Consider the following 23,431-nt stretch of genomic DNA (forward strand, 5'->3'; position numbering starts at 1 on the left):
GAGAAGGAGGTGAGGCAGGATGTTGTATTTCCCATTATCAATTACGCTTGAGCGCAGACCGCTTGGTAGCTGTAGTATTGTTCATTCATTTGGCGACAACGGGAGAAGTCTGTCCAAAAATGAATATCTTTATTATGGCGAAATGCCGCTCCTGCCTTTATCTCCAGACGGATACAGAGTGTAAGCTTGTACAAGAAACGAAGCTACGATGAATCGGTGCAACGGAAAGCTATTCCGATCAATCAATTCGTACTTCTTAGCAAGCCACATGTAACACTCTATACCTGCTGGCATATAAAGCGTCTGCTCTGATGCAAGCAAAAACAGAGAAGTCGCAGGGACATTTCCCTGCGGCTTTTTTGTGCTTTTTTATACTACGCACACAGATGAGATCGCAAGGCAGAAGCGCATTTCCCTCTACTTTATACACTCAGAGGAGAATGAACAATATGTCTATTATGATCGCCTGTCAGCAGGTTCAACAATATTATGGTGCCGAGCATGTATTAACCGAAGTTACTTTTGAAATTCATAGTGGAGCCAAAGTCGGGCTGATCGGAATGAATGGAGCCGGCAAAACCACATTGTTCCGTATTTTATCCGGTCAAGACAAACCGTTTCAAGGCGAAGTCCATATTCAAAAAGGTTCCAGAGTCGGCTATCTACAACAGATGCCTGTATATGATCCACATATTACGATTTTGGAAGTGTTGCAAGAAAGCTTTGCCCATTTGACCCAATTACAGGAACGAATGGAGCAGCTGAGTATACAGATGGCAGACGAACATCTGGATGAAAAGCAGATGCAACGTGTCCTTCAGCAGTATGGGGAAGCACTGGATACATTCGAGCGTGGTGGTGGTTATGAAATGTCTGCTACAATCGATCGGATAGCAAATGGACTAGGGATTCCTGCCGAACATTATGATCGCTTGTTCGAAGGACTATCCGGTGGAGAAAAGACCAAGGTCGGTCTTGCAAGATTGTTGCTGACCGATCCAGATATCTTACTATTAGATGAACCGACCAACCATCTAGATATGGATGCAGTGGTCTGGTTGGAGCAATTTATCAGTCAATCGCCAGCGACAGTCATTGTGATTTCGCATGACCGTTACTTTTTGGATAAAGTCGTTCATCAAATTGTAGAACTAGAGGACGGAGAAGCCACCACTTACCCGATGAGCTATTCGGCGTATCGCGAAGAGAAACAGCGTCGTCTGGTCAGACAATTCGAAGATTACAAAGATCAGCAAAAAGAGATTAAGCGGATCAAAGAATCAATCAAACGTCTAATCGAGTGGGGTAATCGCTCCAATCCGCCTAACCCATCATTCCACCGCAAAGCTGCTTCGATGCAGAAAGCATTAGATCGGATGGAAAAAGTCAAGCGTCCGATTATGGATCGCGCACAGATGGAGCTGGATTTGAAGCAAAAAGATCGTTCGGGAGATCGTGTATTGGTTCTGGATCAAGTGAATAAGCGTTATGGAGATAAAGTACTGCTAGATCAAGCTTCAGCGCTATTACGTTATGGAGAAAATGCAGCGATTATTGGTGGCAATGGAGCAGGAAAAACGACCTTACTACGCATGATCTTACAACAAGAACCGATCGACAGTGGTACACTCACGCTAGGTTCACGTACCGAAGTAGGCTATCTTGCACAAGAAGCCGCTCCGCCTGATCTGGGTGAAACGGTACTACAATGGTTCAAGCTAGCGGCGAAGATGGAAGAAGGCGAAGCGAGAGGGCAGTTAGCGAAGTTCTTATTTTACGGATCAGACGTATTCAAAAAAGTCTCCGGTCTATCCGGTGGCGAATGGAGCCGTCTCCGCCTAGCGATCCTCATGCACGAACGCCCGAATCTGCTGATTCTGGATGAACCGACCAATCATCTGGACATTTCTGCCAGAGAAGCACTGGAAGAAGCATTAGAAGAATTTCCAGGAACGATACTGACTGTATCGCATGATCGATACTTTATTAATCGGATAGCAGATCAGATTTGGAGTCTGAATGGTGGAGAATTGAGTGTAAATATAGGGAATTATGAGGATTGGAGAGAGTGGAAGGAGAAGGTTTGATTAAATAATATTATAAATAAAAAAAGATGAGCTTAGCTCATCTTTTTTTATTTACGCTCCTATACCATGTCCCATAGTGGAATATATGTTAGAATTTTCAGGTAAAGTAGTTGGCAAAGTGATAATTAACAAACTAACAGTTAGTACCATTGAGAGAAAAAATCTCTGCATCTTTATTCACCTCCATAACTGTAAGTTCATAATCTTTCTTTTGTTCTTCAGAAGCATAGGATTTAAATCTTTCAAACAAAGAAATACAATCGATAATTCTATTTTTATTATAAATATGGATCGAAATTTTAAAGCTTTTTAGAATATAATTAATTCCTACTTTATATTGATTATTACGAAAATAATAAATAGATAATTGATAATACAATACTAAATAACGACTTATATTTAATGATTCTGTATCATCAATTTTTAAAGTTTCTTGATTAACATATTCAGGGAAGCCATTAATAATTTCATTTATATCAAAATTATATTTATTAGCAGCTTCTGTTAACGTTATAAGACAAGGTAAGATTTCATCAGGTTTGTCTTTTACAAAAGAAACATATTCTTTTAGATGTCCAAAGTTACCCATAAGCAAATTCAAAGTATGCTTATTTGCAATTGCAAACATTTTGAACTTATTAACTTCAGACATACCTAGATCATTTAAATTTTCAAACCAACTTAGGTCTTCATAACACTTAATATAATTTTTTGCTTCTTCATATCGTTGTTGAAATTCAAGAGCAACAGACTTTATGAGATAACCTTGACCATAATACACAACTAAATGACGCTCTGTGTCTCCTATTACTGACTTAATATTAATATTATCTTTGCTACTCTCATAAATTGCTTTGCTCAATAATTGTAATTCGTCAGCGCAATATTCCATAATTTTCCAGTCTTGTAATGTATAATAGACATTTGAAAGTTGTAATAACGCATCTAACATTATATTTTCAGGTAATCTATTACGATAAGGTTCAAATCTAATAGCTGCCCTAAAGCTTTTTTCTATATTCTCACCAATCGAAGCTCTAAACACTCGATAATGCGAAATCGCTAATCTTTCAGAATGTTGATGCTTTTCGTTCTCAATCACACATTCATAGAATGGCAATGATTCTTGTACTTTGCCTTCAGCATATAGTTCCTCTGCTAAACCAAAGATCGATATTGTATTATTCAAATCCTCCATCAAACGATCAAGAACTTCTTGAATACAATCGTACCGACCAATTTCTGTACAACGCAATAAAAATGCCTTTATCCGACGCCAGTCTGCTTTTTCATTAATAAAACATTCGTCCACATAATACTCATACATCCAGCCTTCTGCATGACCCAAAGCTTCTGCCATTAAGTCTAACTGCCGAATAGAAATCGATTTTGGAGGATTACCATTTAAGATTCCGCTGATGATCCCGCGGTTGATTCCAGCCTGTTTACCGAAGCTGCTTAATGAATGTCCTTTTTGTCGAATTCCTTTTTCAATCTCAAGCCGTATGGTTGTGGTGTTGGTAATCATAACCGAACACACCCCTTTATGTTGAAAGTTTCCCGTTGTTGCGCCCCAGTAAGACCATGAAATTCAAATTTATTACATTATACATTACGCTTTGAACAGGGGTCAATTACTTTTAATCAAATCTTCAAAATTTAGGAATCACAAAAGACATAGTTACCATACAAGGGAAGTTATGGTTTCTATGTCTTATTGGGTACTCAGTTTCCATTTTTAGAAATCAGTCGAAGCTTTTTAAATAGTTCAAGACAATCTAATATTCGACTTTTATTATATTTGGTTACAGTCGATTCTAAGGCTAGCAGAATCTTTTCAAGCTTATCGTCATACGTTCCTTTATTGCATTGATAAAGTGCTAGTTGGTAATAAAGATTAATATAACGACTAACTCCTGTCTGTTCTGTATATTCAGTATGTTCATTAATATATTGAATCAGATCGTCTGGATAAATAATATTGCTAAATTTATTAATGACCAAATCAACATTATAATTATGCATATTTGCGGCTTTGAGTGCCATATGCAAGCTTGCTAGCATTTCCTTAGGATGTTGCTCCGTCAACTCAATATATTGATCTAATCTTGAGAAGTCTCCTTGTAATAATTCAATATTATGTCTATTGAAAATAGCGAACAGCTTAAATCGCTCTACTTCATGAAGACCTGCTTCATCTAGCCCTGGAAACCAACTTAAATCAGCAAATTTATCTATACATAGAAGAGCTTCATCATATTTTGCTGTATACTCTTTGGCAACAAATTTCATAGAATACGAATGAGCATAATAATAGACTAAAGTAAGTGGAGTATCTAAAGAGTTGAAAGTATTTTTCTTTTTTTGTTGTTCGATTGTGATTTGGATTAAATAAATTAATTCATCAGCATATTGTTCACCTAGTATCCAATCTTGAGTACCGTAACAAATAATAATAAGTTGTAATAGTGCATCTATTGTCAAAGCTAGAGGAAGCTTGTCACGATAAGGACTAAATTGTATAGCCAAAAGTAAATTATTCTCAATATCTTTATTAATCGATTGTCTAAATATACGATAATGACTAATCGCCATTCTTTCACTATACGATTGTCGTTCATGTTCTATAATACATTGGTAAAAGGGTAGCGCAGATAATGTTTTTCCTTCTTGAGTTAAATCTTCTGCAAATTCAAATATGTTTGTAAGATATGAAATGTCTTCCATTAAAAGATGTAGGGTTTGTGCGATTAATAGTTGATTTCCCAACTCTACGCAACGAACTAGCAAAGACCGAACACGTCGCCAATTGGCTTTACCATCCTCGAAACATTCATTCATGAATTGCTCGTACAACCAGCCTTCTTCTTTTTCCAAAGCATGAGTCATTTGATCTAACTGTTTGATTGATATTGGTTTAGGAGGGTTGCCGTTCAACGTAGCGCTTAATATCCCTCTGTTGATTCCTGATATCTTGCTAAAATGGCTAAGAGAATGTCCTTGAGCAGTAATCTCTTTTTCTAATTCATCCCGTACAGTTATTCGATGATTCATCGATTTCACCTCTGTTTATATGTCAGCCATATGAAGTTAAATAGTTAGCATGATATGTCGATTAGTCTTTATGTTCTCTAGGCATCTCGCGTAACTTTTTAAATAACTCCAGACAATCCATAATACGTCCACGATTGTATTTCTCTACAGATGTTTCTAGAGCCAATAGAATTTTTTCGAGCTTTTCATCATAGACGTTACGATTACATTGATAAAGAGCCAATTGATAGTAAATATTAATATAACGACTAATTCCAATAGGAATATTTTTATAATGGTCTCGTAGAAATCTAGCTTGGTGAATATAATCCAAAATATCGTTCGGATAAATAATATCGTCAAAATACGTAAGAATATGGTCAATCTTCATATCATATTTGTTGGCTGCTTTTGAAATAATCAGTAAGCTAGGTAACGCTTCGCCGGGATGAGTTTTTAATAATTCAAAATAATCTACCAATTTGTCTGTATGTCCAGTTAACAATTCTAAATTCAATTCATTAAACAACGCATAGATTTTAAATTTTTCGACATGTTCTTTTCCTAGATCATCTAGACCTTCAAACCAACTTAAATCCGAGAACTCTTTTAAATAAGGGCGAGCTTCATCGTACTTTTCCATATGTTCTAAGGCTACAAATTTCATCAAATGACTTTGAGCATAATAAGTAACAAGAGGTCTTGTGAAGCTAGGTGTCGACACAGCTATTTTCTTTTTTCTTCTTTTACAGTCTTGTTTGTAAATGATATTAGATAATATATTCAGTTCGTCTGAACAGGCTATAACCATATTCCAGTCCTGCACCGTGTAATAGATATTAGCTAATTCTAATAGGGCTTCTAGCCGAAAATGATCGGGTAAGCGATTACGGAAAGGATGAAATACCATCGCAAGTCTAAGGTTATTCTCAATAATTGGACTAATCCTGGCTCTAAATAGTCGATAATGACTGATCGCTAATCGCTCAGAATGATAATTCCGCTCATTTTCAATAACGCATTCATAAAAAGGCATAGCTACTACAGTCTGATTCTGCTCTACTAATTCTTCTGCTAGATTAAACACATGAGCGACATGAATAGGATCTTCCATCAGCAAATTTAAAATATCGCCAATAAGATCATCACGATTAAGTTCTATACAACGAAGCAACAGCGCACGAACACGTCGCCAATTGGCTTTGTTTTCTTCTGAGAAGCACTGTTCTATAAATAATTCATATAGCCAGCTTTCAGGTTTGCCAAGAGCTTTAACCATAGTATCCAATTGAGTAATAGACATGAGTTTGGGAGGATTTCCGTTCAATGTAGCACTCAAAATCCCCCGATTGATTCCAGAAACCTTACTAAAATGACTAAGCGAATAACCCTGCTTATGCATTTCGGACTCTAGTTCAGTAATTAGGGTTATTCGATGTTTCATGCAGATCACCTCGATATAGTAGGGTAGTTTTAAGGCATCGAACGAATGACATTTTGAAGTAAAGAGGTATAGTCTAAATTGAGGCTCATATTGCATTTTTGTAAAGAATTTTTAAAGTGTTCAATTGTTTTATGCAATTCTAAAGGCTCTTTTTGATGTTTAGATTGATACAAAGCAAGTTGATAACACACATTGGTATACTGATTATCCATAACATACTTATTTTGATAAGAATTAACGTACGGATTGCTAGTAATATAGGAATGAAATGTTTTAAGTATGTGATCAATATTCATATCGAACTTATTAGCTACAGTAAGAATAGTCAAAATACCTGAAATGATTTCTCCTTTATGATGTTGAAGATACAGGACATAATCTTCTATTACTTCAAGATTACCTTTATATAATTCAAAACAATACATATTACCTTCAGCAAACATTTTGAAATTTTCGATTTCTATTTTAGATTGAGGATCATTGCAAATAAACCAGCTTAAATCAGAGTAGATTGATGTATACATGATCGCTGTATCATATTCTTCTGTTTTTTCATAAAAAGTGGCTTTTAATAAATATCCTTGTCCATAATATTTGATAAAAGGGCGTTCTGCTTTGATATGAATATAGCGCTTAGAATTGTATAAATTCTTAGTTAATTCTATTAAAAGATCAGCACATTGCCTCATCATTTTCCATTCCTGAACGGTGTAATAAATAATTGCTAGTTGTGTCCAACCTTCTAATTTCAAGTCATCAGGCAAACGCTCGCAAAAAGGTTGGAAAGTGACAGCGGCTATAAAATTTTGCTTAATATCTCGCTTAATCGCATAGCGGAAAATGCGGTAATGACTGATTGCAAGCCGTTCTGCTTGGTAGTTGCGTTCATTACTCACCACGCATTCATACAACTGCATAACACTCTCACTCGGATTGTCTGCAATTAGTTCTTCCGCCAGTTCAAACACTTGATTTAAGTAGGATATATCTTCAAGCAACAAACATAAAATACGCTCAATCAAAACGTTTCGATTTAGTTCAATACAACGCAGAAGAAGCGCTCTAACACGACGCCAGTTGGTTTTACCTTGTTCGTCAAAGCATTGTTCTGCAAACCGTTCATATAGCCAACCTTCTGGCTTCCCCAAAGCAGTGGTCATTGTATCCAGTTGATTAATTGACATAGGTTTGGGAGGATTTCCGTTCAAAGTGGCACTTAAAATGCCACGATTGATTCCAGAGATTTGACTGAAACGACTAAGAGAATAACCTTGCTTAGAAATCTCATTTTCTAACTCCGTACATAAGGCTATTCGGTTGTCCATACAGATCACCTCTTGACTATTGTATTAAGGCATTGAACGAATAAAATGTTGTATCAAAGACGTATAGTCCATAGTACGGCTCATATTGTATCTACGTAATGACATATCAAATGTATTCAATGTATTTTTAAATTCTTCCAGAGGATAGCCTCTTTTTGCTTGATAAATAGCTAATTCATAGTAAAAATCAGTCAGCATTGTATTAAAAGTAATGTTATTTTTGTAATAGCCAATTTCAAATTTAATATTATTATCAGGATGAGGTACAAATGTATTAAGAACAGAATCGATACAAAAATGATTAATGTTAGCGGCTTTTAAAATAGTTAATAAACTAGGTAATTGTTCAAACAGATTTTCTTTTAAAAAAGTAATATAATTTTCTAAGCATTCTGTATTGCCAAGCATTAGCTGTAAATTATATAGATTGGCTTCAGCTGCTATTTTTAATTTATGAACTTCAAGATGTCCAACTTCATTCAGTGATTTGAACCAACTCAAATCTTTATAACCGTCAATGTACTTTAAGCCTTCTTTATATTTACCTGTATATTCGAAAAAAATGGATTTTATTAAGTAACTTTGTCCGTAATACCAGACCAAATGTCTTTCGGTTGACAGGGGGACATAATCCGCACCTTGCTGATCCATTTTTTTGCATTCTTCCTTGTACACCCGATGAACCAATACGCTCATTTCATCTGTTACTTGTTCCATCAGATCCCATTCCTGTACGGTGTAATACACATTTGCCATTTGTAATAAAGCATCTAATCTCAAATGATCAGGGATGCGATCACGATAAGGATAGAACAAAGTTACTGCTGATTTGTTACGTTCTATATCTTCACTCAATTGAGCACGAAATAGCCGGTATTGACTGATCGCTAGACGCTCTGCATGTTGCTGACGTTCGTTTTCGATCACACAGGTATAGAAAGGAACACTTTGTTCCAGTTGACCGTTAAGCACCAATTCTTCTGCTAAATCAAACACATGAGGGACATACCGATAATCTTCCATCAGCAAATTTAACGTATGTTCAATCAAAACGTTTCGATCTAATTCAATACAGCGCAGAAATAAAGCACGAATACGTCGCCAGTTGACTTTGCTGCTTGCAAAACATTCTTCTATATATTGTTCATATAACCAGCCTTCCGGTCGATCGAGAGCGGCAGCCATACGATCTAGCTGGTTGATCGATATCGATCGAGGTGGATTGCTGTTGAGCGTTGCACTGAGTACTCCACGATTAATACCAGATATCTTTTCAAACTGTGTTAAATTGATTTGTCTGCGTTGAAGTTCTTGCTCAATATGAGAGCGGACTGTATCCAGTGTGCTCATAAACGGTAAGCACCTCCGAAAAATACAATATTCCTTATACGATTCCAGAAAATGATAGTTTTTATTATTCTATAAGTTACTTAAAATGTCAGAGTAGCTTTTTTAGTAACTTAGTATAAGGGTTCTATTGACCTATACAATTTGGGAGTAAACACTCACGGATTACAAAAAAAGGTTGTGATTACAAAATAAAAGAATCCGTTTTTTGAAAACTCCTGTAATAATAAAGATACAAGTTACTTCACTACTGTCATATAAACGGACACGTAGAAGTACAAATGTTGGCTGGCAGGATCTCACTACAATCCTATATACCAATAGCTTATAAGCTTTATAGTAATACCCAATAGTAAAGTAGCTTGTAGATGTAAATAGCTGTCCTATAGAAATATGGAAATAAATAGAAACACTCTAGCAAGTAAACGTAGTGAGTCCGAAGAATTCTTTAGCAACATACCACATAAGTAGTAAATTAGTTTATATCATAGAACACCCAACATTCCCTAAATGAATAGAGAAGACCAGAAAAGAGCATGATCGCCTACAGATCACGCTCTTTTCTGGCGTTTATTGATCGTTTATTACATTTTCAAAATATTTCCAAAAAAACATCGCGAAAATGGTTTATATTGGATATTTTTGTGTTATATTCTATAGGTTGTTATTTTATATCTCTAATATGGAGGCTTATGAATGAACAGAGTTAGTATCGTGTTTACGGATTGTGTCAAAAAGAAAATGATTTGGAATCTAATCCCGGCGATGATTATCTTTTTGGTGTGGATGTATGGTATTCATGTAAGTGTGTATGAAGCTGTAGCATCTGCTGTTATCGCAGTGGTTGTACTGACTGTTGGTGATATGATTTCCAGTTACTTTTTTGGCGATACCTTCAATGCCACCAATTCTAATCATCCTACTCATTAATCGCTTGGATATGTGATATCTTCAAATAGATTTAAAATAAATCGTTGTTTACAAAAAAGCAAAAAACGCTGTTTTACAAACATGTGTCATAATCAGGGGCAAGAGTAGCACGTTAACCTGTTACTCTGCTCGGTTATGCGCCCCACGTAGAACTGTGCACCGTAAAGATTAGGAACGATCCATATGAATGATTACAGATAGCACCTTTGTCTCGGAAAAACTCGGGATTGAGGTGCTTTTTGTTTCAGTATGTGCACTGTAGCTTATTATGAGAGGAGAGAGTATTTTTCTACTGAGATCGACCTGCAAACTCAAAAGGGAAATTTGGTTTTTTTGATAACTTGTGGGAAAATATAGGCATAGAGAAAGCTCTGTACTCTCTGTATATTTGCAAAACTAGAGGTCTGCTTCAAATTGGTTTATGATAAATAGGAGGTGATCGATATGAGTGCATTCAAATCATGGTTAAACAGTACGAAAAACAACTTGAATGATCAGATGAAAAAGTTCAAAAATAAGGACTTTTTAGAAGCGATCGTAGCAGGTTGTGCTCTTGTAGCGGCAGCAGATGGAAATATCAGTGCAGATGAGAAGCAAAAAATGGCAGGTTATATCGGACGCAATGAACAATTAAAAGTGTTTGATATGAGTCTGGTTATCGCTCGCTTTAATCATTATGTAGAAAATTTTGAATTTGACGCGATCATCGGTAAGCAAGAAGCGCTTAAAGCGATCAGCAAATTCAAAAGCAAACCAGAAGAAGGTCGATTGTTGATCGGCGTATGTAGTGCAATCGGTTCAGCAGATGGTGATTTTGATCCTCAAGAGCAAGCAGTTGTGCGTGAGATTGCTACTGTATTGGGCTTGAACGCTTCCGAGTTTGGACTGTAATTCGGGTAAGAATAAAGACAATTTTAAAAAAAGTTGAAACGATTCTCCGGTAATAACAGTATTACATATCAGTATTACAAAGGAGGTCATATCATTTTATGAGTATCAGCTTAGTCAAAGGTCAAAAAATTGATTTAACCAAAGGCAATAGCGGTCTGAATCAACTGGTGGTTGGTTTGGGTTGGGATCCCGCGGAGACACAATCTAAAGGATTCTTCGGTATGAAAAAAGCCAAAGCAGATATCGACTGTGATGCTTCAGCGATTCTTTTGGACGCAAATGATAAATTGACCAAAGCTACAAATTTGGTCTGCTTTCATAACTTGACTAGTGGTTGCGGTTCTGTCAAACACAGCGGGGATAACCTCACAGGTGAAGGTGCAGGAGACGATGAGCAAATCCATATCGATCTTTCTAAAGTACCTGCTGATGTGCATAAAGTGCTCGTTGTGGTTAATATTTATCAAGCAGAACAACGCAAACAAGATTTCGGTATGATTTCGTCTGCATACATTCGTATTGTAAATGGACAGAATCAACAGGAATTGGTTCGCTTTAATCTAACAGATGATTATTCCGGTATGACAGCATTGATTACAGGTGAAATCTACCGTAATGGATCAGAATGGAAATTTAACGCAATTGGTCAAGGAAAACAGGCTGCGCATATCGATATTTTGGCTCGCCAATATTCATAATCGGTAAGCGTTATCTTCCAACAATGAAAAAGAGTCAATTATACGTTATTCACAACTCAAATCATACACATGGAAAGAAGGAATTGAACATGGGAATTAACTTATCTAAAGGACAAAAAGTAGATTTGACGAAAAGTAATCCAGGATTATCTAAAATCACAGTAGGTCTTGGTTGGGATACAAATAAATATGATGGCGGCGGAGAGTTCGATTTGGACGTATCTGTATTTTGCGCGAATGCTGAAGGTAAAGTAGCTAGCGAGAAAAACTTTATTTTCTTCAACAATCCTCAAAATGAAAATGGTTCTGTCGTACATACAGGCGACAACCGTACAGGCGCAGGCGATGGCGACGATGAGCAAGTCAAAGTAGACATCCCTAACGTACCTGCTGATGTAGACAAAATTGCATTTACAATTACAATCTATGAAGCAGCAGCTCGTAACCAAAACTTCGGTCAAGTATCTAACGCTTACGTTCGTATCGTAAACGATGATAACAACGAAGAATTGATCCGTTTCGATCTAGGAGAAGATTTCTCTATCGAAGCAGGTGTAGTTGTAGGCGAATTGTACCGTCATGGCGCTGAGTGGAAATTTAACGCGATCGGTAATGGTTACAAAGATGGTCTTGCAGGTTTGACACGTGACTACGGCTTGCAATAAGCGTTTGGTATTAGCGTTTGGCAACATAAACGCGACAAAGTTAAATAAAAAAGTGATTTTTGCAAAGCAAAATATCTTACAATAAGCGTTTGGCAACATAAACGCAAGTTCAATGAAAAACTGATTATCAATAAGTGGTAAACAAAGCGGAGCGCATAGCTCCGTTTTGTTTCAGTGTTATAGGTATCACCAAAATATAGTGATGGTAAGGAGTGAACAGAGGATGACGATTAATTTATCCAAGGGGCAACGTATCGACCTCACGAAAACAAACCCGGGATTAACACGAGTTGTGGTAGGTCTAGGCTGGGATACTAATAAATACAGCGGTGGTAGTGATTTTGACTTGGACGCTTCTGCATTTTTATTGCATGAAGATGGCAAAGCCAAAACAGAAGCAGATTTTGTATTCTATAACAATCTGACCACATATAATGGCGCGGTGACGCATACTGGAGATAACCGTACAGGTGAAGGCGATGGAGATGACGAGCAGATCGTTGTCGATTTCAGCAAAGTTCCTGCTAGCATTTCACGTATAGGTATCACAGTAACAATCCATGATGCAGACGCACGTGGACAGAATTTTGGACAGGTAAGTGCTGCTTTTGTACGTGTAGTAAATGAAGATAACAGCAGTGAAATTTTGCGCTTCGATCTAGGCGAAGAGTTCTCTACCGAAACAGCAGTCGTATTCTGTGAATTTTACCGTCAAGGCACGGATTGGAAGTTCCAGGCGATCGGTAGTGGATTCTCAGGTGGGTTAGCTGCATTGTGTCAGAACTACGGCTTACCTGTATAATTTTACGGTGATATCAAATAAGGCAAAAGCATGAACTATACATGAATAGGGTGGGTTTCCTGCCCTATTTTTTTTCACTTGTCGTTGGGATTTAATGCTAAAATAGAGAAGAACAGTGGATCTTTTACGTCATACATTACGGGGTTAATTAATTATGAGTGTAGCTATTGTGAAAGGGCAAAAAACAGACGTAACCAAAACAACGCCAGGGCTTCAACAACTCATTATTTCACTGGGATGGGAAGCACCAGCTTCTTTAGAATTAGATACTTCTGCTTTTTTACTACAGCAAAATGGAAAAGTAAAAAGCGATAACGATCTTATTTTTTATGGTAATCCAGGTAATGCTTTTATTACTTATATTGAAAATGCGACAGGTAACGATGCCCGTCAATTCAAAGTGAATGTAGGCGCGATTCCGCAAGATATTCAAAAAATTGCGATCACGCTTACGATTTACAATAGCGAGAAGCCGACAGAAAATTTTAGTCAGGTGAACCGCACATACTTACGCTGTGCAAATGAAGCTACAGGTGCAGAGATTTTCCGTTATGATCTGGATTCTAAATTTTCATCAGAAACTGCGATTGTAGTGGGGGAATTGTACCGTTATCAGACAGAATGGAAATTTGCTGCGGTCGGGGCAGGTTATTTTGGCGGACTCAAAGAATTATGTGGTAGTTATGGAGTAGAGGTAGAAGATACACCAGCGCCAACACCGACCCCAGCGCCGCCAGTACCTCCTAAGCCTGCTCCAACACCAACACCGCCGTCAACGCCTGCACCAACCCCTGCGAAGCCGATGAATCTCAACCGTCCATCGACTCCACCTCCTGCTCCTCCAGCGCCAACACCGGCTCCTACGCCTTCAGTGAACTTAAATCTATCCAAGATTGAGTTGAAGAAAAAAGGCGATGTGATTAATCTTCAGAAAAAATCAGGTGGTTCACTAGGTGAACTATTGATTAATCTGAACTGGAATCGTCAGGAGAAAAAAGGATTATTTAAACGTAGTTCAGGAGTCGATCTGGATCTAGGTTGTCTGTATGAATTAAAAGATGGTGATAAAGGTGTTGTTCAAGCACTGGGTAATTCATTTGGTTCTTTGACAAGTTGGCCGTTTGTTGCACTAGACGGTGATGATCGTACCGGTGCTGTCGCAGGTGGCGAAAATATGCGGATTAACGGTAACAAAATATCTGAAATCAAGCGTATTCTGGTCTTTTCTTTTATTTACGAAGGCATTACACGTTGGACGGATGCGGATGGTGTAGTAACCATTTCGCAACAAAATGGACCTGATATTATCGTGCGTTTGGATGAAGCTGATAATCGTAGTCCGATGTGCGCGATTGCAATGATCCAAAATGTGGGTAATGAAACATTTAGTATCGAAAAGTTGGTTCAGTATTTCAAAGGTCATTCCGATATGGATCGTGCTTTCAATTGGGGCATGCGCTGGAAAGCCGGTAGCAAAGATTAGGCTACCGATGCATATGGTGATCTTGAACATACACAGAATTTACAAAACTCGGTATTATAAGTGTTGATACCCCTCTAAAATAATTAGAATGTGGACATCACGCTTAACACACGAAGTGTATATGGAGGACGATGTATGGACTGGTTCAGTAATTTTTTTCAAAGTATTGCTGATAACTACGGTCACTTCTTCTCATGGAGTGAGATTGCTGCAACTCTATCCGATCCAGTGAGCTGGGGAGTTATTGCAAGTCTTGTACTATTAGAAGGATTATTGTCCGCTGACAATGCGCTTGTGTTAGCCGTTATGGTCAGACATTTGCCACCGAAACAGCAGAAAAAAGCTTTGTTCTACGGTATTCTTGGAGCTTATCTTTTCCGCTTTCTGGCGATTGGTCTTGGAACGTATCTGGTTACATTTACAGCAGTCAAAGTCATTGGCGGATTGTATCTGTTCTATATTGCGTACAAAGGATTATTCAAAGGCGGAGACGAAGACGAAGTACAGAACAAGCCAATGTCTTTCTGGAAAACCGTATTAATGGTTGAAATGATGGATATTGCTTTCAGTATTGATAGCGTTGTAGCGGCTTTTGGTATCAGTAACGAAGTCTGGGTATTATTCCTGGGTGGTATTATTGGGATTTTGATGATGCGTGGCGTAGCTCAATTGTTCTTGAAACTGATTAATAAGTTCCCTGAACTAGAGAAAACAGCATTTATTTTAATTGCGATTATTGCAGTGAAAATGATTGTCGGCGCATTTGGTTTTGAAATTTCTCAAGTGTTATTTTTTGCAATTCTTATTGTGGTGTTTGTAGGAACGATGGTCATTAGTTCGATTCGTCGTAAAAAAGAACAGTCTTAATCAGAATTGTTGCTACAACAGATTGGATGATCCCTCCTGCCTGCACAATAGGAGGGATTTATTTATTATACGGCGGCTTGCAAGCCAAAGTTTCGGTGCATCAAAGGAGGAGACTTATGCGTTACTTTAACTATTTATCGCTTGAAGAAGAACAAGAATTGTTCTATTCGGCACCGATTCATTACAATAACTCTTCCCAACAGGAACTATTGGCGTATGCCGTAGGCGCAGCACTCTATTGTCCTGCTACACGTCCCACAATTGCTAGAGATATTTTGACAGAGCGACATCAAGGTCTGACCTCATGGGTATTGGATCTAGAAGATGCAGTTGGAGATCAGCAGGTAGAGATGGCTGAAGCATCATTAATCCAACAACTGACCCAATTGTATGTTCAACTAAAGCAAGAACAAGTGCACCGGGATCAGTTACCACTGTTATTTATTCGTGTACGCAGTATCGGGCAGTTGGAGCGAATGATTGATCAGTTAGACGAAATGATGATATTGATTACAGGCTTTATGCTACCCAAATTCGATCCGGAGCAGGGATTACAGTATTTCCAAGCGATTGCACGTTATAATCAGGAGAAAGATCTGAATGCTCCTATTTTATACGGATTACCTATACTTGAAACGGCTGCTGTGATCTACCGCGAAACTCGTGTAGAACATCTATTAGCAATCAAAAAAATACTGGATACGTACAAATCGTATGTACTGAATGTGCGTATTGGCGCAACTGATTTTTCAAGTCTATTTGGATTACGTCGTAGTCCTGATATGACGATTTACGATATTGCGCCTATTCGGGACTGTATGTCTGATATTATTAACTTATTCGGTCGTATGGATTCACCATATGTGATCTCAGGGCCGGTATGGGAATACTTTGCTAATGGAGAACGGGTACTCAAACCGATGTTGCGTCAGTCTCCTTTTGAAGAAGCATTGGGTGATGATGGACGTAAATTGCGCAAAGAATATATTAACCGTCATGTGGATGGCTTGATTCGTGAAGTGATTATGGATAAAGAAAACGGGATTGTAGGCAAAACGATTATTCATCCTACACATATCGGTCTGGTACAATCATTGTATACCGTAACTCGCGAAGAATTTGAAGATGCGGAAAGTATTATTCGCAACAACAATGGCGAACTCGGTGTATTTAAAAGTGGCTACGCTAACAAAATGAATGAAATCAAACCTCATTTAAATTGGGCGCAAAAAATTATAGCAAGATCACAAATTTATGGGGTGCTACATGAACAACAACATTTCATCTCTCTTCTCTCAGAACAAGAACAACGTATATACGTATAAGATTTTGGAAGATTTAACGGTAAACGTAGAAGTGCAGCAAAATCCTTTTCAATTAGAGTTAGATCACTTATTTACGATGGCAGCACGTATTAATCCCAAGCGCTCGTTTTTATTTGTCAGCAAAGTACTGGGCAAACATCTGGCGGTTGATCCTTATTTGTCATTGTTGAGTGGAGCAGTATTGTCATTATTACTTTACAATGATATGCGTGAACAATCCGATCCGAAGATCACAGCGTTACTTCCTCGCATTTTACAAGCGATGTCATCGGGTGAAGGCTTGGCAGAAGCCTATCATGAATTGATGAATCTGAAGCTTGTTTTACCTATGCCTGTATCGTTTATCGGGTTTGCCGAGACCGCGACAGCATTAGGTCATAGTATGTATCAAGTATTTGATCGGGGAGCTCAATATGTACATACGACACGGCATGATATAGCCGGTCTATCCTCGGCGATTACATTTGAAGAAGAACATTCCCATGCTACAGCTCATCGCTGTTATGCCCAATCAGAAGGTATGATCACAGGCAATGATCCTATTATTCTGGTAGACGATGAGATCACAACTGGCAAAACAGCTCTTAATATTATTCGTGAAATTCATGCTCAATATCCGCGTGATACGTATTATGTTGCTTCATTACTCGATTGGCGAGAAGACGCTCATGTACAGCGGTTTGCAGATTTGGAACAAGAATTAAATATAACGATTACAGTGCTATCTCTGATCAAAGGTCAGATTACAGTTCATGGACAACCCAGTCTTACACATGATCCGATGACGTTGCATGAGCAATTAGCAGATATTCCTGTAGATACAATCTATCTGGATCATCTATTTGCACAGCAAGAAGGATACGCTTCTATCGATGGATACGGTCATCAGAATCAAGCTTCATTGATGACAGGCACAGGTCGGTTCGGTATCAGTGCACATGATAATCTATGTAATAACCTTAGTATCGAAATAGCGGCACAATTACTGAGTAAGCATAGAACCGGTCAGCACACATTGTGTCTGGGTACTGAAGAATTTATGTATATTCCGATGCGAATCAGTAGTGAAATGGGCGATGGAATCAAGTTTCATTCAACCACTCGTAGCCCAATTTACCGTTCGAATATGCCGCATTATAGTATTCAAACAGGAGATACCTTCCCTTCTCCCGAAGATAGTAGTGTGACCAACTTTGTATATAACATTCCGGAAGGGCATTATGATGATGTCTTTGTGTTTCTAGAACGTGATGTCCCTCAAGAACGTATCCAACCATTAATCGATGTATTGCGCTCCAAGCTGTTCCAGCAGATTCATATCGTAATCTGTGGTCCTCAAATGGTGCAAGAGAAAGGGATAGAACATGAATCAACATAAACAAGAGCAATTGCTAGCATTCCCCTTACCACATCCAGAACCTCTTGGAAGCTACAGTCCATCTGATGTGATTTTTCTACTGAAAGATTTGAGCAATGTGAATCTAGAGCGAGGCACAGAAGAACGTGAAGAAGCGATCCAGACGGGAACGCATTATTCTGAAATGTTGCCTGTAGAATACCAACCGACTCCTGAATATATTCAGTTATTTCACGAAACGCTGGCAGAATCCGCTGAAAAAGTGGCTCTGGCTGCGGGTGTAGTGAGTGAACTGATTTTGCATAAACGTGGGAAGAATCTTGTATTGGCTTCACTAGCTAGAGCAGGTACGCCGATTGGAATTCTGATGAAGCGTTACTTGATGCAACAATATGGATTAGATGTGCCACATTATAGTATCTCGATTATTCGTGGCAAAGGGATCGACGAAAATGCACTAAGATACATTTTCCAACAACATGGTGCAGAGCAAGAATTACAATTTGTCGATGGGTGGACAGGTAAAGGTGCGATCCGTCAGGTATTGATTCAAGCCTGTGATCAATTTGAAAAAGATTACGGTATTCGTCTAAATGATGATCTAGCAGTATTAGCTGATCCGGGATTCTGCTCGGACACATATGGCACACGCGAAGACTTTTTGATTCCAAGTGCTTGTCTAAATTCAACAGTATCTGGATTGATGAGTAGAACGGTGTTGCGTGATGATCTAATCGGTGAGCATGATTTTCATGGAGCCAAATTCTATAAAGAATGGTTAGATAGCGATCTATCTAATGTATTTGTCGATCAGGTATCTTCGTATTTCCCGGCGATTGCGGAAGAAGCGAAGCGACAAGCACAGGAGTTATTAGATTCTCCTGTAGCGATAAGCTGGCAAGGGTTAGCTGATATTCGTTCGATTCAAGATCATTATGGGATTGAAGATATCAATCTGGTCAAACCAGGTGTAGGCGAGACGACACGTGTGTTGTTACGTCGTGTACCCTGGAAAATTCTTGTGGATCGTGAAGACAATCCGAATCTGCGTCATATCTTGCTGTTGGCTCAAGATCGCGGTGTTCCTGTAGAAGTCTATCCGAATCTAACCTATTCTTGCTGTGGCATTATTAAGCCGAGGCAGGGGGAGAGCGAATGATCTATGCGAGTGATCTGGATCAGACGTTAATTTATTCTGTACGTTCGATGGGAATGGATATCGATCTATCGGTGATGCAACCTGCGGAAACGTATAAAGAACGTATTATTTCTTATATTTCGATAGCTACACTGCAACAGTTACAACAAGTGGCCGAGCAGATTACGTTTGTCCCGGTAACGACCCGTACACTGGATCAATATGCGCGTATTCATATTTTTCAAAATAAAGTCATTCCCCAATACGCAATCACCAGTAATGGAGCAAATATTCTAGTTAACGGTGTAGTGGATGAAGAGTGGCACAAGCAGATTTTGGCGGATGTGTATACCAAGTCAGCTCCTGCGGCAGAAGCATTAGCGTTATTTCATACGGTATCTGATCCAAGCTGGATCGTTGCTGAACATTTCTGGGAAAGTACATTTTATTCGATTGTGGTGGATCGTGCATTGATGCCACTGGATACAGTACTTGCTCTTCAACCGCAATTAGAAGCGTTAGGCTGGGGGATGTCGGTGCAAGGTCGCAAAGTGTATCTGGTTCCTTTTCCAGTTAGTAAAAATCGAGCAATGGCAGAAGTGAAACAAAGAGTAGGCGCTTCAAAAGTGATCGCGTCTGGCGATTCGATTTTGGATCGTGGCTTGCTTGATGTAGCAGACTATTCGATTGCACCAGCACATGGTGAACTGTATCGTGAATCGATAGCAGAACCTAGACTGCGTCATTATTCGTTTACATCAACTTCTGGTATTTTGGCAGCAGATGAGATTCTGCAATATGTGGTAGCTACGTTAGATCAAGAAGGGAAAGTCAGCTATGAGTCATAAGGTACGTGTCTGGTTCAATCGTTGGTTTGCTGTCGGATATCATTATATGAACAATATTCGTCATAACCCAGATGGACTGGAATTTGAAATCTATGGTACACATCGGGATGCTGAACATGTTTCGTTTCAAGCATGTGATTACACCGAGATTGAACCGGCATTGCCGGGTGATGAGTATGTGGCGTATTGTCTAGATTTTTGTAAGCGTCATAAGATCGATGTATTTGTTCCACGCTGGCGTATGATCAATATTGTGCGAGCGATTCATTCTTTTGAAGCGATCGGAGTTAAAGTCGTTGCTTGTACCAATCTAGAATTGCTTGATGTTATCGAAGATAAAGGAAACTTTTACCGTTCGGTCGAGCAAAATGGTCTAATGGTTGTACCTGAGTATCACCTGGTGCACAATGTCGAACAATTCAAGCAAGCATATCATGATCTGATGAGCAAAGGATTAGGGGTATGCTTTAAGCCGACACGCTCTGAAGGTGGACTTGGATTTCGGGTGATCCAATCGAATTATAATGCTTTGCAAGAATTGCTGGATGTGCCTAATGTAAATATTTCGTATGAGCAGACGGTTCAGATCTTGTCGTCAGTTGAGTCTTTCCCTGAGCTTATGGTTATGGAAGTACTAGAAGGGCATGAATATAGTATTGATTGTCTGGCTTCACCGACCGGAGAATTGTTAGCAGCAGTTCCTCGTCGCAAAGCCGATGGTGGACGTGCCCGTTTACTTGAGAATGTACCGGAATTGATTAAGCTGGCGGAGGAAGTGGCGCAGTTCTATAAGATTCCGTATAATTATAATTTACAACTGAAATATCAAGGTGATACTCCGAAAGTATTAGAGATTAATCCTCGCATGTCTGGCGGATTGCATATTTCTTGTCTCAGTGGTGTCGATTTCCCTTACCTCGCTGTAAAATTAGCATTAGGATATCCCGTAGAAAAGCAAAATCCAGAGTTTGGTATTCTGGCAAGCTATGTAGAACAGCCGGTATTGATTCGTAAATTGGAACAATCCTGATCATAGATCGTATGTTATTAGAATAGAGTAGTATGATTTTAGACGAAAGGCAGGCGAACCGTAATGACGTTTTGGAAAACGTTTGGAAAATCGACTGTAGGTGGTATCGTAGGATATCTGGCAGGCATATTAGCAGGATTTTGGTTTACAGAAGATTATATTACATTGATCTTCCCGGTGGTGGGGACGTTATCCGGTGTGGTCTGGGCAAAGCTCAGCAGCAATCCTACCGCTAATCTAGACAAACCACTGGCAGAACCTGTTCATATCCAAGAATCAATGGCAACCGATCGACCTCTTGCGTCCACCCTTACCGAAGATCGTCCTGTCAATCGTCTTTCTTCATCTAGTCCTGCTCCTGTTGTAGAACAAGAAGCTGTACCTCCTATTTTCCAGCCTGTGCTTGAGTATTTGGCTGTATTGGAAGATATGGTTATCTCTGAAGGACAAAAGAATAATCTGGATAACGAGATTGTTGAAAAGTCCTGTTCGTTGTTTTTGCGATTACAACGGGTATTGCCGATGTTAGGCGAGCTTCATAACGATGAGATCAATCATACGGTGAAGCGTCTTGTGCTCAAAGATTTGAATAGTATTATCAATCCATTTCTAAGACTGAGTGGCGAAGCCAAATCCAAAAATAGACGTGTATTGTTGGATGGGATCAAAGATGTAGATAGCCGGATTACTCATATCGTCAAAACGATTGAACATAAAGACTTGATGGAGTTACAGACAAGAGCAGAACTTCTTCACCAACGCTACTCCTGATTGACGGTACAATATCTATTTCAGTATGAAGAAGATGTTTATTGATAATAAGGAGGAAGAACTTATGGCAAGTCAACCAATTACGTTAAAAAAAGAAGATGAACACAAAGTGATGCAGGAAGCATCGATGATCATTCAGCGGGTATCGCAAGCAGATCAGATGCAGTTAGATACATTGATGGATGAAGTTGGTAAGCTTGGAATGCAGACACAAGAGCGCGCAGGACAGACGCTACAGATGCTAGACCGTCCGGTGAATGATCTTATGAGTGGCAAATCCAAAGAAGTGTCTAACCTAATCCTATCGCTTCGTAATGAGTGTGAAGAATTACAACAAAGTAAAAATGTAGGACTATTCGGTAAATTGTTACGTAAATCACCGATCAAAAATTATGTCTACAAATATCAATCTGTCAAAACAAATGTCGATGCGATCGTGATCGGGCTTCGCGATGGGAAAGATAATCTCGAAGAAAATATGATTAGTATGCGTACACTCAAACGCAATTCATTAGAAGAAATTTATCAACTCCAATATAAGATCGAAATGGGCAACAAGCTGAAAGATTTATTTGAAAAAGAAATTCAGAAGCCTGAGAATGCGCCCCGAAAAGTATACTTAGAACGTGGTCTACGTAAAGTGGTCACCCGTATTCAATCAATGACTGAAAATATTATGCTGTTTAATCAAGCAATCGCGGCAACTGATATCGTCAATGATACGAATGATAAGTTGATCGATTCAGTCAACGACTCTGTCTACAAAGCAGCGAATTTAATCAAAATTTCAGCGATGATTGCACTTGCTATAGAAGATCAAGAACGTGTAGCAAATGCCGTTGAAAGTGTAAATCAGACAATCGAAGATCAATTCAAACGTAATGCAGAAATGCTCAAAGTAAACAGTGAACGTTCCGCAGAATTGCTTAAAAAGCCAGCGATGTCTCTGGAATCGGTCAATCAAGCAATCAATGATCTGATGTCTGCCCTGGATAACTCGGAACAATCGAACCGCGATATTATTGCTAGTTGTAAAGACTATACTGTAAAATTATCCGGTATCAACGATATGATGACCAAGCGTCTTGGATTAGATAGTGCAGATGCAAAGAATGATCCGATCGCATCAATTACAGGTTCTACAACTGGTTCTGCGCCATCATCGGCACCAAGCTCATCACCTTCACGCGATCCATTAGCCGATTTATTAAAATAAAAATAATACCATCAAGAACAGTGTTCCTTTACAGGGGAGACTGTTCTTTTTTTGTTTATTCTGATCACTAATTATTACGCTAATTAGTGATGGGTGATTTGGTATGTAAGGGCTTTCTTTTGAATATGTATTGTTTTAATATAACAATGAGGTATAAAGCGTAAGAGAAGTGGA

21 protein-coding genes are annotated in these 23,431 nt (G+C 38.7%); 16 read left to right on the forward strand and 5 right to left on the reverse strand.

Translation table 11 applies throughout. From position 1 onward, the window contains the following. The first annotated feature begins 19 nt into the window (after nt 1-19). Nucleotides 20-184, forward strand: a complete 165-nt coding sequence (locus QCD85_RS19000; protein WP_273613888.1) for a hypothetical protein — start codon at nt 20-22, stop codon at nt 182-184. Nucleotides 185-449: 265 nt separating this feature from the next. After that, a complete protein-coding gene (gene abc-f, locus QCD85_RS19005; RefSeq protein ID WP_301263571.1) occupies nt 450-2,087 on the forward strand; it encodes a ribosomal protection-like ABC-F family protein in 1,638 nt (545 codons plus the stop codon). Nucleotides 2,088-2,220: 133 nt separating this feature from the next. On the opposite strand, the gene QCD85_RS19010 is transcribed toward abc-f, so the two are convergent. The 5 genes from QCD85_RS19010 to QCD85_RS19030 all read right to left on the reverse strand — a co-directional run bounded on the left by QCD85_RS19010 (nt 2,221) and on the right by QCD85_RS19030 (nt 9,239). Next, nucleotides 2,221-3,615: a DNA-binding protein gene (locus tag QCD85_RS19010; protein ID WP_301263572.1), complete on the reverse strand. Its 1,395-nt coding sequence runs from the start codon at nt 3,613-3,615 to the stop codon at nt 2,221-2,223. Between the two features lie 197 nt (nt 3,616-3,812). Then, nucleotides 3,813-5,141, reverse strand: coding sequence for a DNA-binding protein (locus QCD85_RS19015; RefSeq protein WP_301263573.1), 1,329 nt, complete (start codon nt 5,139-5,141; stop codon nt 3,813-3,815). A 61-nt stretch (nt 5,142-5,202) separates the two neighbouring features. Continuing rightward, on the reverse strand, nt 5,203-6,564 hold the full coding sequence (locus QCD85_RS19020; protein ID WP_301263574.1) for a DNA-binding protein: 1,362 nt from the start codon (nt 6,562-6,564) through the stop codon (nt 5,203-5,205). A gap of 29 nt (nt 6,565-6,593) precedes the next feature. Then, nucleotides 6,594-7,889 carry a hypothetical protein gene (locus QCD85_RS19025; protein WP_301263575.1) on the reverse strand — a complete coding sequence of 432 codons (1,296 nt, stop codon included), beginning with the start codon at nt 7,887-7,889 and terminating at the stop codon, nt 6,594-6,596. A 24-nt stretch (nt 7,890-7,913) separates the two neighbouring features. Beyond that, nucleotides 7,914-9,239, reverse strand: a complete 1,326-nt coding sequence (locus tag QCD85_RS19030) for a helix-turn-helix domain-containing protein (RefSeq protein ID WP_301263576.1) — start codon at nt 9,237-9,239, stop codon at nt 7,914-7,916. 693 nt (nt 9,240-9,932) lie between these two features. Between QCD85_RS19030 and QCD85_RS19035 the strand changes: the two genes are divergently transcribed. From QCD85_RS19035 to QCD85_RS19100, 14 genes are all read left to right on the forward strand, one after another. Continuing rightward, entirely contained in the window at nt 9,933-10,166 is a 234-nt protein-coding gene (locus QCD85_RS19035) for a hypothetical protein (protein ID WP_273613881.1), read from the forward strand. Nucleotides 10,167-10,610: 444 nt separating this feature from the next. Continuing rightward, nucleotides 10,611-11,057: a tellurite resistance TerB family protein gene (locus tag QCD85_RS19040; protein WP_204826156.1), complete on the forward strand. Its 447-nt coding sequence runs from the start codon at nt 10,611-10,613 to the stop codon at nt 11,055-11,057. A 98-nt stretch (nt 11,058-11,155) separates the two neighbouring features. After that, nucleotides 11,156-11,755 carry a TerD family protein gene (locus tag QCD85_RS19045; RefSeq protein ID WP_273613880.1) on the forward strand — a complete coding sequence of 200 codons (600 nt, stop codon included), beginning with the start codon at nt 11,156-11,158 and terminating at the stop codon, nt 11,753-11,755. Nucleotides 11,756-11,844: 89 nt separating this feature from the next. After that, nucleotides 11,845-12,420 carry a TerD family protein gene (locus tag QCD85_RS19050; protein WP_301263577.1) on the forward strand — a complete coding sequence of 192 codons (576 nt, stop codon included), beginning with the start codon at nt 11,845-11,847 and terminating at the stop codon, nt 12,418-12,420. 223 nt (nt 12,421-12,643) lie between these two features. Beyond that, nucleotides 12,644-13,222 (forward strand): TerD family protein, encoded by a 579-nt coding sequence (locus QCD85_RS19055; RefSeq protein WP_273613879.1) that lies wholly within the window; start codon nt 12,644-12,646, stop codon nt 13,220-13,222. A 154-nt stretch (nt 13,223-13,376) separates the two neighbouring features. Beyond that, a complete protein-coding gene (locus QCD85_RS19060; RefSeq protein ID WP_301263578.1) occupies nt 13,377-14,705 on the forward strand; it encodes a TerD family protein in 1,329 nt (442 codons plus the stop codon). Nucleotides 14,706-14,840: 135 nt separating this feature from the next. Continuing rightward, nucleotides 14,841-15,572 (forward strand): TerC family protein, encoded by a 732-nt coding sequence (locus QCD85_RS19065; RefSeq protein WP_069327709.1) that lies wholly within the window; start codon nt 14,841-14,843, stop codon nt 15,570-15,572. Nucleotides 15,573-15,688: 116 nt separating this feature from the next. Continuing rightward, nucleotides 15,689-16,897 (forward strand): HpcH/HpaI aldolase/citrate lyase family protein, encoded by a 1,209-nt coding sequence (locus QCD85_RS19070; protein WP_301263579.1) that lies wholly within the window; start codon nt 15,689-15,691, stop codon nt 16,895-16,897. Beyond that, nucleotides 16,839-18,275, forward strand: coding sequence for a phosphoribosyltransferase family protein (locus tag QCD85_RS19075; protein WP_301263580.1), 1,437 nt, complete (start codon nt 16,839-16,841; stop codon nt 18,273-18,275). Before QCD85_RS19070 ends, QCD85_RS19075 begins: the two co-directional genes overlap by 59 nt. Further along, nucleotides 18,262-19,413 (forward strand): cysteine protease StiP family protein, encoded by a 1,152-nt coding sequence (locus QCD85_RS19080; protein WP_301263581.1) that lies wholly within the window; start codon nt 18,262-18,264, stop codon nt 19,411-19,413. Before QCD85_RS19075 ends, QCD85_RS19080 begins: the two co-directional genes overlap by 14 nt. After that, the gene (locus tag QCD85_RS19085; protein ID WP_301263582.1) at nt 19,410-20,240 is read left to right on the forward strand and encodes an HAD family hydrolase; all 831 of its coding nucleotides are present in this window, start codon (nt 19,410-19,412) and stop codon (nt 20,238-20,240) included. The genes QCD85_RS19080 and QCD85_RS19085 overlap by 4 nt, the downstream gene beginning before the upstream one ends. After that, complete coding sequence (locus QCD85_RS19090) at nt 20,230-21,270, forward strand: ATP-grasp domain-containing protein (RefSeq protein WP_273613873.1); 1,041 nt, start codon at nt 20,230-20,232, stop codon at nt 21,268-21,270. The genes QCD85_RS19085 and QCD85_RS19090 overlap by 11 nt, the downstream gene beginning before the upstream one ends. A 63-nt stretch (nt 21,271-21,333) precedes the next feature. Continuing rightward, nucleotides 21,334-22,041, forward strand: a complete 708-nt coding sequence (locus QCD85_RS19095; RefSeq protein ID WP_273613872.1) for a hypothetical protein — start codon at nt 21,334-21,336, stop codon at nt 22,039-22,041. Nucleotides 22,042-22,105: 64 nt separating this feature from the next. Further along, the gene (locus tag QCD85_RS19100) at nt 22,106-23,257 is read left to right on the forward strand and encodes a toxic anion resistance protein (protein ID WP_274171677.1); all 1,152 of its coding nucleotides are present in this window, start codon (nt 22,106-22,108) and stop codon (nt 23,255-23,257) included. The last annotated feature ends 174 nt before the right edge of the window (nt 23,258-23,431 follow it).

Origin of the sequence: Paenibacillus sp. PsM32 (genome assembly GCF_030433815.1) — a bacterium.
In the GTDB taxonomy this organism is placed as follows: domain Bacteria; phylum Bacillota; class Bacilli; order Paenibacillales; family Paenibacillaceae; genus Saccharibacillus; species Saccharibacillus kyungheensis.

Coding starts and splice junctions, on each gene's coding strand:
- QCD85_RS19045 (WP_273613880.1), top strand. CDS start 11,156: ATGAGTATCAGCTTAGTCAAAGGTCAAAAAATTGATTTAACCAAAGGC.
- QCD85_RS19080 (WP_301263581.1), top strand. CDS start 18,262: ATGAATCAACATAAACAAGAGCAATTGCTAGCATTCCCCTTACCACAT.
- QCD85_RS19010 (WP_301263572.1), bottom strand. CDS start 3,615: ATGATTACCAACACCACAACCATACGGCTTGAGATTGAAAAAGGAATT.
- QCD85_RS19100 (WP_274171677.1), top strand. CDS start 22,106: ATGGCAAGTCAACCAATTACGTTAAAAAAAGAAGATGAACACAAAGTG.
- QCD85_RS19070 (WP_301263579.1), top strand. CDS start 15,689: ATGCGTTACTTTAACTATTTATCGCTTGAAGAAGAACAAGAATTGTTC.
- QCD85_RS19090 (WP_273613873.1), top strand. CDS start 20,230: ATGAGTCATAAGGTACGTGTCTGGTTCAATCGTTGGTTTGCTGTCGGA.
- QCD85_RS19060 (WP_301263578.1), top strand. CDS start 13,377: ATGAGTGTAGCTATTGTGAAAGGGCAAAAAACAGACGTAACCAAAACA.
- QCD85_RS19075 (WP_301263580.1), top strand. CDS start 16,839: ATGAACAACAACATTTCATCTCTCTTCTCTCAGAACAAGAACAACGTA.
- QCD85_RS19085 (WP_301263582.1), top strand. CDS start 19,410: ATGATCTATGCGAGTGATCTGGATCAGACGTTAATTTATTCTGTACGT.
- QCD85_RS19025 (WP_301263575.1), bottom strand. CDS start 7,889: ATGGACAACCGAATAGCCTTATGTACGGAGTTAGAAAATGAGATTTCT.
- QCD85_RS19020 (WP_301263574.1), bottom strand. CDS start 6,564: ATGAAACATCGAATAACCCTAATTACTGAACTAGAGTCCGAAATGCAT.
- QCD85_RS19030 (WP_301263576.1), bottom strand. CDS start 9,239: ATGAGCACACTGGATACAGTCCGCTCTCATATTGAGCAAGAACTTCAA.
- QCD85_RS19065 (WP_069327709.1), top strand. CDS start 14,841: ATGGACTGGTTCAGTAATTTTTTTCAAAGTATTGCTGATAACTACGGT.
- QCD85_RS19015 (WP_301263573.1), bottom strand. CDS start 5,141: ATGAATCATCGAATAACTGTACGGGATGAATTAGAAAAAGAGATTACT.
- QCD85_RS19040 (WP_204826156.1), top strand. CDS start 10,611: ATGAGTGCATTCAAATCATGGTTAAACAGTACGAAAAACAACTTGAAT.
- QCD85_RS19050 (WP_301263577.1), top strand. CDS start 11,845: ATGGGAATTAACTTATCTAAAGGACAAAAAGTAGATTTGACGAAAAGT.
- QCD85_RS19035 (WP_273613881.1), top strand. CDS start 9,933: ATGAACAGAGTTAGTATCGTGTTTACGGATTGTGTCAAAAAGAAAATG.
- QCD85_RS19055 (WP_273613879.1), top strand. CDS start 12,644: ATGACGATTAATTTATCCAAGGGGCAACGTATCGACCTCACGAAAACA.
- QCD85_RS19095 (WP_273613872.1), top strand. CDS start 21,334: ATGACGTTTTGGAAAACGTTTGGAAAATCGACTGTAGGTGGTATCGTA.
- QCD85_RS19000 (WP_273613888.1), top strand. CDS start 20: ATGTTGTATTTCCCATTATCAATTACGCTTGAGCGCAGACCGCTTGGT.
- abc-f (WP_301263571.1), top strand. CDS start 450: ATGTCTATTATGATCGCCTGTCAGCAGGTTCAACAATATTATGGTGCC.